Source organism: Streptomyces sp. NBC_00503 (genome assembly GCF_036346895.1).
Classification (GTDB): Bacteria; Actinomycetota; Actinomycetes; order Streptomycetales; family Streptomycetaceae; genus Streptomyces.
The window spans coordinates 3,349,799-3,365,932 of sequence record NZ_CP107855.1; the positions used below are offsets into that span (position 1 = coordinate 3,349,799).

Genomic DNA, 16,134 nt, shown 5'->3' on the forward strand with positions numbered 1-16,134 from the left:
GGGCGCGCTTCCTGCCAGCAGTGATCTCTTCCGCACCCTGGGTGACCTCGGACAGACTCATGAACACCGGAAGGGCGGCAAGCCCCCGGGACCACCGGAACCGGCCACAAGGCCGCCGGTCACCAAAAAGCCACCGTCATTTCCAAGGGGATAGCCATGTCTGTTTCACGTACCTCGATGAGCCTCGCCGCCACCGTCCTGGTCGCCGTGATCGGACTCGGCTCCGCCTCCGCGCTGGGCTCCTCGCAGCTCGGCTCCCGGGCCGGCGCCGGCTGGGACACCGCCCCCATGACGCTGGCCGGTGCCGGCTGGGACTCCGCCCCGCTCAACCCCTCCACCAACGGCGCGGGCTGGGACTGATCCCCGACCCGCTGCCGCACTCCCCGCATCACCCCTCGACCCGAGACACCCCACCTCACCCCACCCCGCCGTGACCCAAGGAGTACGAGAGATGAGCACCACCTGCTGCAGCGCCACCACTGAGGAGCCGGTCCCGGCGCTCGTGGTGCTGGAAGAGCCGGCCACCGGCTGCTGCTCGGCCACCGAGGCCCCGGAGGCCGCCAAGCAGGAGGAGTCATCCTGCTGCGGCACCACAGAGGAGGCCGCACCCGCGAAGGCCGAGGAGCCTTCCGGTTGCTGCGGCCCGGCCGCCGAGCCGGAGCCCGCCCAGGCCACCGGCTGCTGCGGTCCCGCCAAGCCCGAGCCCGTCTCCTGCTGCGGCTCCGCCGAGCAGGAGGTCCCGGCCGACGTACGGACCGGCCTCTCGCTCCACGACGCGGTCGCCGTCCTCGGCGGCAGCGTCCCGCAGGTCACCGACCCGGCGCCGTACGTCCTTCCGCACTGGCTCGAGGCCACCGAGGCCAGCCTCGAAGGTGCCAAGCCCTGGTACACCGTCGCCGACCGCGGTGAGGGCGAACTCGCCTTCCTGCCGGGCTTCCTCTTCGACGCGGACCCGATCGTGGACGCCGACCCGCGCACCTACCTGGGCTGGCAGCCCAAGAACGGCGCGGTCGCCTGCTGCTCGGCCACGTCCTGCTGCGACACCACCAACGACACCGTCGAGGCGCTCGGCACGGAGCTCTTCTTCCCGACCCTGCTGCTCGGCTCCCCGCTCGGCTACCGCTCCGAGGCTTCCGCCTCGGTCGAGGACCCGCTGCTGGTCGCGGACCTGATCGACCGCATCGTCCCGGCTGCCGCAGAGGCCGGCGTACGGTCGATCGTCGCCCCCTGGCTGCACGACAGCCCGTACAGCGAGGTCCTCGCGCTCGCCCTCCAGGCGTACGGCGGCGACATCGCCTTCCACGGCGAGAACAACCTCCTCGACCTCCAGCACGACAGCTACGACGCCTACCTCGCCTCCCTCCCGGCCCGCAAGCGGCGCCGCGTGAAGGAGGACCGCGACCGCGCCGCGAACTCGGGTACCCGCATAGAGCGCAAGGACCGCGACGAGCTGCGTCCGCTGGTCGGCCGGATCTCCGAGCTGATCACCCAGAACCGGCAGAAGTACGGCGGCGGCGAGGACGAGGCGCACATCGGCGCCCTGCTCAGCGCCCTCGTCGAGGGCGGCGCCGACGTCCGCGCCTACCTCGCCTACAAGGACGACGAGGTCGCCGCGGTCTCCGTGACCGTCCTCCAGGGCAAGCGGTTGTTCGTGAAGTGGGCCGGCTTCGACTACGAGGCGCTCGGTGAGCGCAGCGGCATCTACTTCGAGATCGTCCTGGACCGTCCGCTGCGCGACGCGTACGCCGAGGGCGTCACTTCCATCGAGGCCGGTCCGGGCGCCGACGAGGCCAAGCGGCTGCGCGGCTTCAAGCCCCGCCAGATCCGCTCGGCGATCCTGGTCACCGACACCGAGCTGCGTCCCGAGGTCGCCAAGCTCCACGCGGCCTTCGGCCAGGCCAGGCGCGATGCGCTCGGCGCGACCACGGCGGAAGCGCCGACCACGGCGATCGGCCGCCTTAAGGCCAAGCTCCTCGGCGGCTCCGCCTACGCGCCGATCGAGCCCCTCCAGCCGGAGGGCGGCTGCTGCGGCTAGCCCCTGATCCACATTTCCACACCCCCAGAGCAGGCCCGGTGCGCAATGCGCGCCGGGCCTGCGGGCCGTACGGGCCCTGGTGCAGGCCCCGGATCTGTCACAGCGCGCCGCAGAGCTCATCCGATGTGCGTTCCGGCTTTTGGCTGGCAGCCGTCGACGCGCGGATGGATGGTCCATCGGTGCTCAAGCTTCTGCTGCGTCTTTCGTGTCGTGGGGTCGAATGCCTTGCCGAGCGCTCCGCACCAGCCCTCCAGCAGATCCTTGGCTACCCGTCTGAACTCCTCGTCTTCGAGTCCCTTCTTCATCGATTCCTTCGTGAGCTCCGGAGCGGTGTGCCGCTCAGGAGCAAAATCCGGGTCCCAGGTCAAGATGGCCTTCGACGGACCGTTCCCGATCTTCTGAACCGCCATGAGCGGGTGGAATTCGTGCCAGCCCTCGTGGAAGCCGTCGTACACGTGCTCCCCCAGAACTGCCACTTCGTCCCCCTCCACGATCGGACCGAGCGTCGTGTCTCCGACGTTGGCGTCTTTGACCTCACCGGGAGTCGCGTAGAAGACCGCGTGCAGGATGGTCCGGAGTATCGCCTCACCAAGTGCGGCTGCGGCCGCCGCGCCCGCGAGCGCGCCGAGAAGGGCCCCGATCACCGCACCGATCAGACAGCCGACCGGCCCTAGGAGCCACGTACCCACAGCGCAACCGGCAGTGGCGCCGGCCCAGCCGCCGGCGCTCGCTCCAGCGGCTATCGCGGTAACGAGGACGGTCGCTAGTACACCGAACCACAGCGCCATGTCGTTCATCCGGACCCAGAAGTCCCCCTCCGCCTCGCAGTGCAGCCCGCTCGCCGTGTGAAACTCGTCCCGATCCTTTGCCTGGTTGTTGTATCCGAGGCCGTGGTCGGGATTCGCGTCCATTAGTAGTTCGCGGGGCCGAAGAAGAGCCTCTCCCTGGAATCCGTCCAGGTAGATCTCGTTCCGAGGGTTGTTCATGATGTTCAGGTCATCGCCGGTGGTACCGCACAGAGGAGGTCCGGGGACCTGGTCGGAATCTGGCTTCGGGGGATCATAGAGGGTGGTGTAGTCGTCCTGCACCCGATGTGGCATGAGCCGGACATCGAAGTATTCGTCGTTGTCGAAATCCCCATACGCCGTTTTATCGAAGATTCCGGCCCACTGCGAGTACTTCGGACCTTCCCGGACTGTTCCCACCGCGCATCTTGGAGCACTGGACAGGCAGATCAGACGATGGAAGAGCCATTGATAGGAAACGTGTTTGAGGGCGGTCGCCACGCCGGTGGTGATTCCCACGAAGAAGCCGACGATGGCCCCGATGACGGCACCGACCGGACTTGCGATCAAGCCGATCAAGGTGATGCTTCCCCACAGCGTCAGGGCCAAAATGGTGTGGAGGGCTGCGACCTGGAGGAGGTCTGTCTTCTTGAACGGTCTGCTCGTGGGTTGCAGGTCAGGCTCGTACTCGTAGCACTTGGTGAATTTTTTGAAACCCATCCTTTCCTCCCTTAAGGTCGCGGACTCTTCACCTTGAGCGTCACTCCGCCCACCAGTCGCCGCGTGTTGCCAGGCCCCAGTGCGAATCCGTGAATGTTGAAGGGCACCGTGCCGGAGAATCCCAGAACGTCGGGCTCGATCACCACCTCGACCTCCAGCTGCTCCCCGGCGTCGACGACCGGCTCGCTGGGCGTGATGAGGACTGACCATCCTTCCGGGACGGGGAACTGCCCGTACGCTTGCGTGCGCATCGCCCAGGCCCAGCGCCTGCGGCTCTCGTCAATACGGGTGGGCCGTTCGTCGTCGCCCACCAATGGACGTTGGTCTTCTTCGTCGCAGGTGCGCGCGCTCAGCTGGTAGGAATCGGCCTCAAGTACGAACCGCTGCCGCACGGAGGCGGTGTTGCGAAGCCTGAAGGTGAAGCGAGCGGGTGAGGCGGCTTCGCCGATCAGGACGTTCTCCTGCCCAAGGTTGTTGTTCGGATTCGCGTCGTCATCCCAGTGCAGCTGAGCCTGTAGGCAGTAGTGACCTGGCTCCGCCGGCGTGCGCCACGCGAAATGGGCGAACGCCGGCTGCTCCGGAGTGCCCTTTGCCCCGAGGTCTATGTGGTCCTCGCCGACCGTGGTCGAGGTGGTGTTGATGCCGAAGTCGAGTTGTGTGAGCGTCACCGGCATGCGCAGAGCGGGTGCCGAATATGATCCGTTCCACACGCGAACTCGCACATCGTAGGGATGGTCGGGCTCGACCGCCGAGGAGTCCACGGCGACGCCACCATCGAAAATCGCGATGTCGGGGTTGTCCCAGGTGACAGCCAGTCCTTGATCCATCAGGTAGTACTGCGCGTAGATCAGAGGATCGGGACGTACATGAACATCCTGTAGCGACGGGTGACAGCGGTCCGGCCCTGGGTCCCTGCGGCTCCGCCGGACTGCCCGGCAGACCTCACGCGTCACCGCGAAGAGAGATGGGAACTGCCTCAGCACACTCGGAATGAGGGAGAACGCGCGGCACAGTTGACTCGGCAGTTTGGCCATGGCTTCAACTTTCCGGACTACCCCTCCTTCCATCATGAATCGCGCCACACCCAGCCGCTACCGGGCTGACGGCCCGGCGTCTCCGCCGGTCGACCAGGGTCGAGTCCTTCGTGTAAGTGATGGTGAGCTGGAGAACAGGGTCTGGTCCGAGATGCGGGCCACTGGAACAGGTCAGACACTAAAAGAGCGGGGGTGCTTGATCACCACGGAGGGCCGTGGGATGAAATTGCGTGGATGGGTGGAGACTGCCGGGGCCTGCCTCAGCGGTCTCCTGTTCGTCTTGGTGCTGGCGTGGCCCGACTGGATCGAGGCGGCCTTCGGAGTCGACCCCGACGCAGGCAGTGGCACCCTAGAGGCGGTCATCGCCGTCGTGGCGCTGATCGCCACCGCCACATTCTCCCTATTGGCCCGGCTGGAATGGCGTAGAGCACGGGCCAGTCGCATGTCTTGACGGTGCGCCAGTGACCCCGGCTGGTGCCGACCACCACCGGACCGGACCTGCCTATGTCCCATCTGGGGCCGCAACCGGATGCGGGAGTCTCAGTCGGTCCAGCCGGCCTTCGACGCCAGGACCCCGGCCTCGAAGCGGCTGCGGGCGCCGAGGCGGGCCATCATTTCCGACATCATGCGGCGGGCGGTGCGCAGGCCGATGCCCAGCTTCTTGGCCGCGATCTCGTCGGTGGCGCCCTGCGTGAGCTGGCGCAAGAGCTCCCGTTCCTGAGCGGTCAGACCCGCCTCGTCCCGGTCGCGGACGCTGCCCATGGGGGCCGCGGTCACCCAGACCTGCTCGAAGAGGGACGCCAGCGCGGTCAGCACTCCGGGGCCGGTCAGCTGGACCGCGCCCTTCTTCGTGTTGTTCGGGTCCACCGGCAGCAGCGCCACCTCCCGGTCGAAGAGGACCATGCGCAGCGGCAGGGCCGGCACAGTGCGGACCTCGCCGCCGTTGCTGTGGAGCCACTGGGCGTATTCGACCGTGGGGTTGTCGTTGCGGACGCTGTCCAGGTAGACGGTCAGGACCCGCACGCCTCGGCGCATCAAGTCCTCGTCCAGCGGCCGGCTGGCGTCCAGGCTGGCCACGGACTGCGCGCCGCCGGGCATGAAGGACAGGCACTCGCTGGTGGAGCGGTGGGCGAGTTCTTCGAGGCGGGTCTGGATGGCGTCGATGCCCTGGAGGTACTCGACGCCGTGCCGCTCACCGGTCCGCAGCTCGGAATACTCGTCCAGGAGCTTGCTGATGGCTGCCTGGCTTTCGGCGAACTGCTGCTGTTGAGCCAGCAGATGAGCCTGCTGGCGCTGAAGGAGCAGCTGGAAGCCGAGGTCCGGGCTGACGGGTCTGAGTCCGCCGGGTGCCTGTACGGAGCGTCGTAGCAGGTTCAGTTCTGCCAGGCGGTTCAGGGCTCCGCGTACGGACTCCTCCGGGCAGGCCAAGTGGACTGCGATTTCCGCAACTCCCCAGTCCTGCTGGGTGAGCATCAGCCGGTAGATCGACTCGGCTTCCGTATCCAGTCCCAAACTCGCCAGCACAGCGACCCCCCGCTTGTCGTCTCAAACATCGAGACAAACGCTTAACTCCATCGGCGGAGCCCGATCTTGGCAGGTCAGGGCTCCGCCCGACAAGAGATGTCCGCAGGGTGGGCAGCGTCATGGACAGCCCCCCAATCCTCGAACGTCGTGATGCGGGCCGCCTTCAGGCAGGTGCCTGCCGGTCGCGCTTCATGCCAGCGAGGAAGTCTTCCGCCCCCGCGAAAAGCTCAGCAAACTGGTGATCACAGGGCAGCGGAAGCCTTCGGAATCGAAATCCGCAGCGCGTCGAGAACGCCCCCTGAACGAAGCGAAATCCACCACCCCACCACCCGGAGGACAGCCATGCCCGCTGCGCGGAGAGCCCTGCGCCTGATCAACAGAGCCGCCGCTGTCGCGCTGGGCTTTTCGCCCGCCGGCGGGCATGGCTGCGGCCCCAAGTGCCGCCACACGGAGCACTACAGCGCCATCACTCAGGCCGAGGCAGACCAGCACGTCTGGTCCGTACCAGGACTTACCGCCCGGCCTGGAGGGCCCATGTTCATGGCCACCGCCACGCTCGTCGCCGCCCGGGAAACCGAGGCCGCGAAGCTGGAATCAGCCGTGGTCACCGACATCGTCTGGGCTGCGGCAATGCCGGGTGACGACCTCGAACACGTCCATGCGAAGACGACTTCCGGACGCATCGAGCTGACGTTCTTCCACCGCACCAGCAGCCTCGATGGCGCATTGTCCGCGGCGGCCGAGATTTGCCGTCGCGCACTGAATTCCAGTCCCACCTTGGCGCAATGGCGAATTTCAGCCACCCCTCAACTTCCCGATGCCATGCCCGGCTCGGGCGCCATCTTCGCGTGACCCAGATCACACCCCACCACCAGGAGTCCCACCCCATGAGCGCTCTCAACGACCCGCGCCTGAAGGCCGAACAGCTCACCATCGAGACCATCGACTCGATCGACCACGACGTGAAGGTCCTCGGCTCCAAGAGCTACACCAACCGGCAGATCGCCATCGCGGCCCTGGCCGCCCTCAACGGCAAGACCGGTGTGATCGACGGCGCCCTCGTCTCCGACGACACCATCTACTTCGCCAATGCCGTCGCCTCCTTCGGGCACGTGAGCGTCGAGGTCGACCACGAGAACTACCGCTTCACCCTCACCCCCACCGGCAAGCCGATGACCGCCCCCGAGGACGACATCTTCGTCGGCGGCGCCGGCACCCCGCTGCGCTTCCTGATCTCCATGGCCGGCCTCGCCGAGGGCATCACCACCATCACCGGCAACACCCGCATGCAGGAGCGCCCCTTCGGCGACCTGCTCGCGGCCCTGCCGGCCCTGGGCGTCGAGGCGGTCGCGGTCCGCGGCAACGGCTCCCCGCCGATCCAGGTCACCGGCGGCAACTTCGTCGGCGGCAAGACGCAGATCTCCGGCGCCATCTCCTCCCAGTACACCTCCTCGATCCTGATCAGCTCGGTCCTCGCCCAGCAGGACACCGAGATCGAGATCGTCGACGAACTGGTCTCCAAGCCGTACGTCGAGATGACGCTGGCCACCCTCGCCGAGCACGGCATCACCGTCGAGCGCGACGGCTACCGCCGCTTCAAGATCCCGGCCGGCCAGTCCTTCAAGGGCGGCCACGCCACCGTCGAGCCCGACGCCTCCGGCCTGTCCTACTTCATCGCCGCCGCCGCGATCCTCGGCGGCCGGGTCACCATCCCCGGCATCGGCTCCACCTCCCACCAGGGCGACGTCGGCCTCGCCGAGGTCCTGGGCCGGATGGGCGCCCACGTCGAGATCACCGAGAACTCCATCACCGTCAAGGGCGGCGACCTGCACGGCATCGAGGTCGACATGGACGCCATGCCCGACGTCGTCCCGTCCCTCGCGGCGGTCGCGGCCTTCGCCCAGGGCAAGACCCACATCACCAACATCGCCAGCCTGCGCGTCAAGGAGTGCGACCGCATCGCGGCCGTCACCACCGAGCTGCGCAAGATGGGCATCACCGTCGACGAGTACGACGACGCCATGACCATCCACGGCGGCACCCCGCACGGCGCGGTCATCGACACCTACGACGACCACCGCATCGCCATGACCTTCGCGATCATCGGCCTGCGCACCCCCGGCGTCGTCATCAACGAGCCCGGCTGCGTCGCCAAGTCCTTCCCGGCCTTCTGGAACACCCTGGACACCCTGCGATGACCGGCGACGCACGCACCAACGGGATCCTGCTCGTCCTCGACGGCTGGGGCCACGCCGCCCCCGGACCCGGCAACGCACTCACCAACGCCCACACCCCCGTCCTCGACGCCATCGCCGCCAAGCACCCCTCCACCTTCGTGGAAGCCTCCGGCGAGCACGTCGGGTTGCTGCCCGGCACCGTCGGGAACTCCGAGATCGGCCACATGGTCATCGGCGCCGGTCGGCCGCTCGACTACGACAGCGTCCTGGTCCAGCGGCAGATCGACAACGGGGAACTCGGCGACAACCCCCACCTGACCGCGGCCCTCGACCGGCTGGCGTCCAACGGCGGAGCCCTCCACCTGGTCGGCCAGGTCTCCGACGGGATGATCCACTCCCACGTCGACCACCTCCACGCGCTCCTGTCCATCGCGGCGTCCCGCGGTGTGAAGCACGTGTGGGTGCACGCCATCACCGACGGCCGCGACGTCGCCGACCACACCGCCGGCCACTATCTGGCCCGCGTCGAGGAGTTCTTCGCCTCGACCGGGGTGGGAGCCCTGGCCACCGTCTCCGGCCGGGGCTACGGCCTCGACAAGAGCGGCGACCTGGAGCTCACCGCGAAGGTCAGCGAAGCCATCGCCGACGGCAAGGGCGACACCGCCCGCGACTACGGGCAGGTCCTGGCAGGAGCCGAGAACGGCGACGTGTGGGTCACCCCCACCGTCCTCACCGACGCCGACGGCAAGCCGCTCGCCGCTCTTCGCGACGGGGACACCGTCCTGTTCACCAACTTCCGAAGCGACCGCATCCAGCAGCTCGCCGACGACCTCGTCCAGATCCTGACCGACGCCGACGTCGAGGTCCTGTCCCTGACCCAGTACGACACGCAGGCGTCCATCCCCGCCCTCGTCGGACGGGCGGACGCCTCCGGCGGTCTGGCCGACGCACTCGAATCCCACGGCCTGCGCTCCGTACGCATCGCGGAACAGGAGAAGTTCGAGCACGTCACCTACTACGTCAACGGCCGCGACGACCGCGTCCGCGAGGTCGAGGAGCACGTCCGCATCACTACGGAAACCGCTCCCGACTACGTGGCCCGGCCCGAGATGAACCTGGCACAGGTGACCGAAGCCATCACCGCCGCCGCCCGGCGTGACGACGTGGCGCTGGTCATCGCCAACCTGGCCAACATCGACGTCGTCGGCCACACCGGCGACCACGACGCGACCGTCAAGGCCGCCGAGCACACGGACCGCGAGGTCGAGAAGATCCTCACCGCCGCAGCGGCGACCGGTCGTTGGGTCCTGCTCGTCGGCGACCACGGCAACGCCGAGCGCATGTCGAAGCCCGGTGTCGACGGATCCCTGCGCCCGTACGGCGGCCACACCACCAACCCTGTACCGGCCGTCGTCGTCCCGGCCCCCGGCCAGCTCGTCGGCGAGCACCTCACCGACGGCGGCAGCCTCGCCGACATCGCACCCACCGTCCTCCACCTGCTGGGCCGCCCGAGCGGCCCAGCCATGACCGGCCGGAGTCTGCTGTGACCGCAATCGCCACCCTCACCCACTCGACCCCGGGCGGAGCTGCTTTCGCCCCCGCCTTCGCCGATGACGCGGACGTACGCACCGTCGACGCCGGCAGCCCCAGCCTCGAGGCGTACGTCGCCAGTGCCGCCGACGGCCGGGTGCACGTCCTGACCGTGCGCAACGGCACCGGCGAGGACCAGGACCTGTTCCCGGAGGCACTGCTGCCGGAGGGCGACGACCCGCTGCTCTTCCTCGGCGGGGCCTCCACCACGAGCGAGCGCGACGGCCGGCTCGTCGCCCGCCTCGCCCCGTACGGCCACGTCCGCCTCGGACGGATCACCCGCGACGACAACCGCACCGACACCACACAGGAGCAGCCCGCATGACCACCGCCACCGGCTCCCGGCCGCGCATCGCGCTGATCGGCGACCACGGCAAGTCCCCCGCCCACGCCCGGCTCGACTCCTTCCGCGGCGAACTGGACGTGGACACCGAGTGGGTGCCCAGTGAGAACGTCACCGGCCCCGAGTCCCTGGAGGGCTTCGATGGGATCTGGGTCGTGCCCGGCTCCCCGTACGAGAACAAGGACGGCGTCCTGTCCGCCGTCCGGCACGCCCGCGAGAACGGCATCCCGTACCTGGGTACCTGTGGTGGCTTCCAGCACGCGCTGATCGAGTACGCCCGTACGGTCGTCGGCCTGACCGACGCGGACGACGTCCAGTACGACCCGGAGGCGCCGACGCCTCTGATCGTGCCGCTCAGCTGCTGCCTGGCCGGTGAGCAGGCTCCGCTCCTGCTCACGGCCGGAAGCCGGCTGGCCGCCGTCTACGACGACGCCGAGATGACCACCGAGACGTACCACTGCAAGTACGGGCTGAACGGGGAGTTCGTAGACCGGCTCACCGATGCCGGCGTCCTCTTCAGCGGCTGGGACACCGAAGGCGCCCCGCGCGCGGCCGAAGTCCCCGGCCACCCGTTCTTCCTCGGCACGCTCTTCCAGCCGGAGCTGGTCTCCGGCCCCGGCAACATCCATCCGCTGATCAAGGCGTTCGCGGCCGAGGTGGCTGCGCACGCAGCCGTCACCGTCTGACGCGCCTTCTGACAGTCAGTCCCAACGCGCCCCCGAGTAGGCCATGTCTCCGCCATGGCCTACTCGGGGGTTTCTGCGTTCCCTGCCGCTGTCTCCGCATCGCCCCAGATCAGAGCGTCGAGTACGGCACGCCGCTCGGGCGTGACCGCGTACCAGGCCCATGTACCGCGCTTCCTGCGGCTCACCAGGCCGGCGTCCACGAGCATCTTCATGTGCTGGCTGACGGTGGACTGGGCCAGTCCCAGGAGGGGCGTCAGATCGCATACGCACGCCTCGCCCTCCGGGGCCGCCAGCAGGACGCTGAGGATCTGCAGCCGTGTCGGGTCGGAAATGCCCTTGAGATTCCGCGCGAGAGCTTCGGCCCGTTCGCGGGGCAGGGGGTCCACTTCGAGGGGCGGCCCGCAGGTCGGGTCCTCGTCGATGAAGGGCAGGAGTTCCGAGGGGTGGCCGGTCGCCTGTTCTACGGGCATGCGGATCACCCTATGTCGGCCGACTCAGCCTCCAGCGCCCTGGCTGATCCTATTCAGCCGTTATTTGCCTGCCGTTCAACTCGACCCGGGGTGCCCCGCCAGGCAGGTGGGTGCCGTACGCGGTTGATGCCACCCGCAACCCCTTCACCTGCAGCATCCCACTGAGCAGACTCGTGATCGCAGGGTGATTCACCTGCCCTCCGCTCTCAGTCAATCCACTGTTCACCAGCAAAGGCACACCCATGTCCTTCACCACCACCGAGCCCCGCCGGGCACCGTCCCTCCTCTCCGGAAAGCGCACGCGGCAGACCCTCGCCGCCTCCGCCGGACTGCTTCTCGCCACCGTGCTGACGGGCTGCGCGGGTTCCGCCAGCGCCGACTCGGCCGCGCTGCAGGCCAGCGGATCGACCACCGTCGCCCCGGTCGCATCGGACGCCGCCGAGGCTCTCAAGTCCAAGGGTCTGAAGATCACGGTGGCCACCCAGGGCGGCTCGGCCGGCGGCATCTCCCAGCTCGGCGCCGGCCAGATCAAGGTGGCGCTGAGCTCGAAGCCCCTGTCCGACCAGGACCGCAAGACCTACCCCAAGACCGACTTCGTCCCGACGCAGATCGGTGCGGACGCGGTCGGCATCATCGTCACCAAGGAGGTCGCCGACGGCGGGGTCAAGAGCCTCACCAAGGAGCAGGTGAAGGGCCTGTTCGAGGGCACGATCACCAACTGGTCGCAGGTCGGCGGCCCGGACGTGAAGGTGTTCGTCTACGACAAGGAGCCCGGTCGCGGCACCCGCGAGGTGCTCGACAAGTTCGTCTACGGCGGCGAGAAGCCCCCGCCGCCGCCGCAGTCCGACAACTACGCCGTCGTCGGCGGCAACCTGGAGACCCTCAACAAGCTCGAATCCACCCGGGGTTCCGTCGGCCCGCTGTCGACCGGCTTCATCGAGGGCCATGACGGCCTGGTGGCCGTGCCCCTGGACGGTGTCGCTCCCACCCTCGAGAACGTGAAGTCCTCGAAGTACCCGATGACCCGGCCGCTGTTCGTGATCACCAATGGCCAGCCGCAGGGCTCCGCCAAGGAGTACATCGACTACATCCTCTCGGCGGAAGGCCAGAAGCTGCTGCCCAAGCACGGCTACCTGACCCGCGAGCAGATGGGGATGTGACCGTGGCTCTCACTCTGGAGCGCCCGCCCAAGGCGCCCCGCCCCGCCGCGCTGCGGCCGCCCGTCAGGGGCGGCCGCCCCGGGCGGGCGAGATGGGTCTGGGGTTGGGTGTACACCGGGATGTTCTCGGTGGCCCTCGTCCTGACGGTGCTGATCGGATATCTCGTCACCGGCATCGCGAGCGGTGACGTCGACTGGCTCGCCCTGATCGGCGACCCGACGTGGAGCCCGGACAACGCGGCCTTCGGCACCCTGGCCATGATCTACGGTTCTGCCGTCGTGTGTGTCCTCGCGCTGGTGCTGGCCGTTCCGGTCGGCTGGTCGGCGGCCATCGCACTGTCGGAGTACCTGCCGCCCCGCCTGGCCCGACCCCTGAGGCTGAGCATCGAGCTCCTGGCGGCGGTGCCCTCCATCGTCTACGGCCTCATCGGCATCATGGTGGTACGGCCGTTCGTCGCAGCTCTGGGTGACGTCCCGGGCGGCGACAGCCTGCTCGCCGCGGGCATCGTCCTCGCCGTGATGATCATGCCGACGATCGTCGCGGTCAGCGTCGACGCCCTGGCCGCCGTACCCAGCCGCTACCGGGAGGCCGCCTACTCCCTCGGGCTGACCCGCCGGGAAGTCGTACGGTCGGCCGTGCTCCCCCAGGCCCGCGCGGGCATGCGTGCCGGTGTCCTGCTCGGCCTGGCCCGGGCCCTCGGCGAGGCCATCGCGGTCTTCCTCGTCATCGGACGGGCCGACGGACGGCTTCCGAAGTCGTTCGGAGAATTCCTCTCCTCCCTCGTGCACCCCGGTCAGACACTGACCACCAAACTGGCCGGCCCCGAGCCGATGCTCGCGGGAACCTCCGGTCCCTACTTCGCGGCGCTGTGCGGTCTGGGCGTCATCCTGCTCGTCCTGGTGGCCGCGGCCACGGTGTGGGGCACGCGCAGGGCATCGAGCCGTTCCGTGAAGCGCGGGTTGCGCGCCCACCGGGCCACCTCCTGGCTGCGCATTCCGCGGGACCGGCTCACGACGCTGCTGCGGCTGGGAGCTCTGCTGCTACCGGGAACCCTGCTCGTCGGGATGCTCGCCATCCTCGTGACACGGGGCAGCTCCGCGCTCAACCCGGCCTTCTGGTTCACGTCCTCCGCCGGCGCGGCCGGTGGCGGTGTGCGCGACCAGATCGTCGGCACGCTCCTGCTGCTGGCCACAACGGCCCTGATCGCGCTGCCCCTCGGCTACGGGGCGGGCGTCCTGATCGGCGCCCAGGCCTCCGCGAGGACAGCACGCGTGCTGGAGACCCTCACCGTGGCCATCGGCGGAACGCCCACCATCCTGCTGGGCCTGGCCGGATACGTCATCTTCTCCACAGCCATGGGATGGGGCCGGTCCTGGCTGGCCGGGGCCGTCGTACTGGTCCCCGTGGTCGTACCGGTCATCGCTCTGACCACTGCGGGCCGCATCCGGAGCATGCCGAGCGAGCTCACCGAGAGCGCCCTGGCACTCGGTCTGTCCCGTACGCAGTACATCCGCTCCGTGGTCATCCCCTACACCTGGCCGGCCACGCTCACCGGACTGCTGCTCGGCCTCGCCCGGGCGGCGGGTGAGACGGCTCCACTGATCTTCACCGCCACGGTGTTCTTCGGGGCGCCCGCGCTTCCGACCGGCATCGTCGACTCCCCTGTGCAGGCGCTGCCGACGCACATCTTCACCCTGTCCCAGGACTCGGGTGCCCCGGAGGCGGTCACCCAGGCATGGGGCAGCGCTCTGGTCCTGGTCCTGATCACCGCAGTGCTTCTCAGCCTGGCGGTGGCACTGCGCAACCGCTTCGAAGGAGCACGACGATGGACAACGTGATAGCAGTCCGGGACCTGCGGGTTCTCGACGGCAAGAAGACCCTGGTGGGCCCGGTCACCTTCGAGTTGACCAGCGGATCGACCACCGGCCTGTGCGGCCCCTCCGGCGCGGGCAAGTCCACGGTGCTGCGCGCCCTGGTCGACCTGCTGCCGCACGGCCTCACCCGCGACGGCCACGTGGAGGTGCTGGGACGAACCGTCCGCCGCGGCAAGGGCGACTCCGGCTTGCGGAGCACCGTCGTCCTGGTTCCGCAGACACCCGTGGTCTTCGGGGGGAGCATCCTGGACAATGCCCTCTTCGGACTCCGCCACCTGGTGCGTGCGTCCCAGGCGGACATGCGCGACCGTGTGGAACAGGCCCTGCGTGAGGCGGGCTTGTGGAGCGAGGTCTGCAACCGGCTGGACACCCCGGCTCAGACGCTCTCCGCCGGACAGCGCCAGCGGCTGTGCCTGGCGCGTGCCCTGGCCCTGGAACCTGCGGCCCTCCTGCTGGACGAACCCACGAGCGCCCTGGACGAGCGGAGCCGGGACACGGTCGAGGAGTCCGTGGCCGCCCTGCGCGGCAACCGCACGGTCCTGCTCGTCTCGCACGATCCGGCGCAGGTGGAGCGGCTCTGCGACCGCACGGTCCGTCTGGAGCTGCCGGAAGCCGTGACGCTCTGCTCGGCAGTCACCTGAGCACAGGGCTCCGAGATCGGAAACGCAGAACAGGAACCGGGCCCGGTCCATCGTGTCGCAATCACGATGGGCCGGGCCCGGCGTCTTTTCAGACTGCCGCTACGAGCTCGGGTTCACCCGACAGAGCAGCGTCACCGAGGGCCGCGAGGTACCGCTCGGCGTCCAGGGCGGCTGCGCAACCGGAGCCGGCCGCGGTGATGGCCTGGCGGTAGATGTGGTCCACCACGTCGCCCGCGCCGAAAACGCCGGGGATGTTCGTGCGGGTGGTGGGGGCCTGGGTCTTGAGGTAGCCCTCGCCGTCCAGTTCAAGCTGGTCGGCGAAGAGTTCCGTACGGGGGTCGTGGCCGATGGCGACGAACAGGCCCGTGACGTCGAGCTCCCTCGTCTCGCCGGTGAGGACGTCGCGCAGGACGAGGCCGGAGAGCATGCCGCCGGTCTCCTTGATCTCGGCGACCTCGCTGTCGAACGCGAAGGAGATCTTGTCGTCGGCGAACGCCCGGTCCTGCATGGCCTTGGAGGCGCGCAGGGTGGAGCGTCGGTGCACGATGGTGACCGAGCGGGCGAAGCGGGTGAGGAAGGTGGCCTCTTCCATGGCGGTGTCGCCACCGCCGACCACGACGATGTCGCGGTCGCGGAAGAAGAACCCGTCGCAGGTCGCGCACCAGGAGACTCCACGCCCGGAGAGCGTGTCCTCGTTCGGCAGGCCGAGCTTGCGGTAGCCGGAGCCGGTCGCGATGATCACGGCCTTAGCGCGGTGGACCGTGCCCTCGGAGTCGGTCAGCAGCTTGATGTCCCCGCTGAGGTCGACGGAGACGATGTCGTCGTCGATCATCTCGGCGCCGAACTTCTCCGCCTGGGCCCGCATGTTGTCCATGAGGTCGGGGCCGTCGATGCCGCTGGGGAAGCCGGGGAAGTTCTCGACCTCGGTGGTCGTGGTGAGCGAACCGCCGACGAATATGGAGCTGCCGAACAGCAGGGGCTTGAGCTGTGCGCGGGCGGTGTAGAGCGCCGCGGTGTAGCCGGCCGGGCCGGAGCCGATGATGATGACCTCGCGCACGTCGTCCTGCGCGCCTGTCGGGTTGGTCGTCATGATGC

16 protein-coding genes are annotated in these 16,134 nt (G+C 68.8%); 11 read left to right on the top strand and 5 right to left on the bottom strand.

The features are described 5' to 3' along the window. The first annotated feature begins 156 nt into the window (after positions 1-156). Both OG490_RS15520 and OG490_RS15525 read left to right on the top strand, forming a co-directional pair. A complete protein-coding gene (locus tag OG490_RS15520; RefSeq protein ID WP_330296881.1) occupies positions 157-360 on the top strand; it encodes a hypothetical protein in 204 nt (67 codons plus the stop codon). Between the two features lie 91 nt (positions 361-451). Then, a complete protein-coding gene (locus OG490_RS15525; RefSeq protein WP_330296882.1) occupies positions 452-2,035 on the top strand; it encodes a GNAT family N-acetyltransferase in 1,584 nt (527 codons plus the stop codon). Between the two features lie 116 nt (positions 2,036-2,151). Here OG490_RS15525 and OG490_RS15530 read toward each other — a convergent pair whose 3' ends face one another. Continuing rightward, a complete protein-coding gene (locus tag OG490_RS15530; protein ID WP_330296883.1) occupies positions 2,152-3,540 on the bottom strand; it encodes a hypothetical protein in 1,389 nt (462 codons plus the stop codon). A gap of 11 nt (positions 3,541-3,551) precedes the next feature. Continuing rightward, positions 3,552-4,574, bottom strand: a complete 1,023-nt coding sequence (locus OG490_RS15535; RefSeq protein ID WP_330296884.1) for a hypothetical protein — start codon at positions 4,572-4,574, stop codon at positions 3,552-3,554. Between the two features lie 196 nt (positions 4,575-4,770). On the opposite strand from OG490_RS15535, the gene OG490_RS15540 reads away from it, so the two are divergent. Beyond that, on the top strand, positions 4,771-5,025 hold the full coding sequence (locus tag OG490_RS15540; RefSeq protein WP_330296885.1) for an ABC transporter permease: 255 nt from the start codon (positions 4,771-4,773) through the stop codon (positions 5,023-5,025). 89 nt (positions 5,026-5,114) lie between these two features. Here the strand turns inward: OG490_RS15540 and OG490_RS15545 are convergent, their stop codons facing one another. Further along, the gene (locus tag OG490_RS15545) at positions 5,115-6,086 is read right to left on the bottom strand and encodes a helix-turn-helix transcriptional regulator (protein WP_330296886.1); all 972 of its coding nucleotides are present in this window, start codon (positions 6,084-6,086) and stop codon (positions 5,115-5,117) included. 546 nt (positions 6,087-6,632) lie between these two features. Between OG490_RS15545 and OG490_RS15550 the strand changes: the two genes are divergently transcribed. Genes OG490_RS15550 through OG490_RS15570 form a run of 5 tightly spaced genes read left to right on the top strand, consistent with a single transcriptional unit; the run spans position 6,633 to position 10,894 of the window. Further along, positions 6,633-6,950, top strand: coding sequence for a hypothetical protein (locus OG490_RS15550; protein WP_330296887.1), 318 nt, complete (start codon positions 6,633-6,635; stop codon positions 6,948-6,950). A gap of 35 nt (positions 6,951-6,985) precedes the next feature. Next, positions 6,986-8,296 (top strand): 3-phosphoshikimate 1-carboxyvinyltransferase, encoded by a 1,311-nt coding sequence (gene aroA / locus OG490_RS15555; protein WP_330296888.1) that lies wholly within the window; start codon positions 6,986-6,988, stop codon positions 8,294-8,296. Beyond that, complete coding sequence (gpmI, locus tag OG490_RS15560) at positions 8,293-9,822, top strand: 2,3-bisphosphoglycerate-independent phosphoglycerate mutase (protein WP_330296889.1); 1,530 nt, start codon at positions 8,293-8,295, stop codon at positions 9,820-9,822. The genes aroA and gpmI overlap by 4 nt, the downstream gene beginning before the upstream one ends. Further along, a complete protein-coding gene (locus OG490_RS15565; protein ID WP_330296890.1) occupies positions 9,819-10,190 on the top strand; it encodes a hypothetical protein in 372 nt (123 codons plus the stop codon). Before gpmI ends, OG490_RS15565 begins: the two co-directional genes overlap by 4 nt. After that, complete coding sequence (locus OG490_RS15570) at positions 10,187-10,894, top strand: glutamine amidotransferase-related protein (protein WP_330296891.1); 708 nt, start codon at positions 10,187-10,189, stop codon at positions 10,892-10,894. Before OG490_RS15565 ends, OG490_RS15570 begins: the two co-directional genes overlap by 4 nt. 59 nt (positions 10,895-10,953) lie before the next feature. Here the strand turns inward: OG490_RS15570 and OG490_RS15575 are convergent, their stop codons facing one another. Further along, positions 10,954-11,364, bottom strand: a complete 411-nt coding sequence (locus OG490_RS15575) for an ArsR/SmtB family transcription factor (protein ID WP_330296892.1) — start codon at positions 11,362-11,364, stop codon at positions 10,954-10,956. A gap of 242 nt (positions 11,365-11,606) precedes the next feature. Between OG490_RS15575 and OG490_RS15580 the strand changes: the two genes are divergently transcribed. From OG490_RS15580 to OG490_RS15590, 3 genes are all read left to right on the top strand, one after another. Beyond that, positions 11,607-12,524, top strand: a complete 918-nt coding sequence (locus tag OG490_RS15580) for a phosphate ABC transporter substrate-binding protein (protein WP_330296893.1) — start codon at positions 11,607-11,609, stop codon at positions 12,522-12,524. Between the two features lie 119 nt (positions 12,525-12,643). Continuing rightward, complete coding sequence (pstC, locus tag OG490_RS15585) at positions 12,644-14,362, top strand: phosphate ABC transporter permease subunit PstC (RefSeq protein WP_443065956.1); 1,719 nt, start codon at positions 12,644-12,646, stop codon at positions 14,360-14,362. Further along, positions 14,350-15,039: an ATP-binding cassette domain-containing protein gene (locus OG490_RS15590; RefSeq protein ID WP_330296895.1), complete on the top strand. Its 690-nt coding sequence runs from the start codon at positions 14,350-14,352 to the stop codon at positions 15,037-15,039. Before pstC ends, OG490_RS15590 begins: the two co-directional genes overlap by 13 nt. 88 nt (positions 15,040-15,127) lie before the next feature. On the opposite strand, the gene trxB is transcribed toward OG490_RS15590, so the two are convergent. Beyond that, the gene (trxB, locus tag OG490_RS15595; RefSeq protein ID WP_330296896.1) at positions 15,128-16,129 is read right to left on the bottom strand and encodes a thioredoxin-disulfide reductase; all 1,002 of its coding nucleotides are present in this window, start codon (positions 16,127-16,129) and stop codon (positions 15,128-15,130) included. Positions 16,130-16,134: the final 5 nt, after the last annotated feature.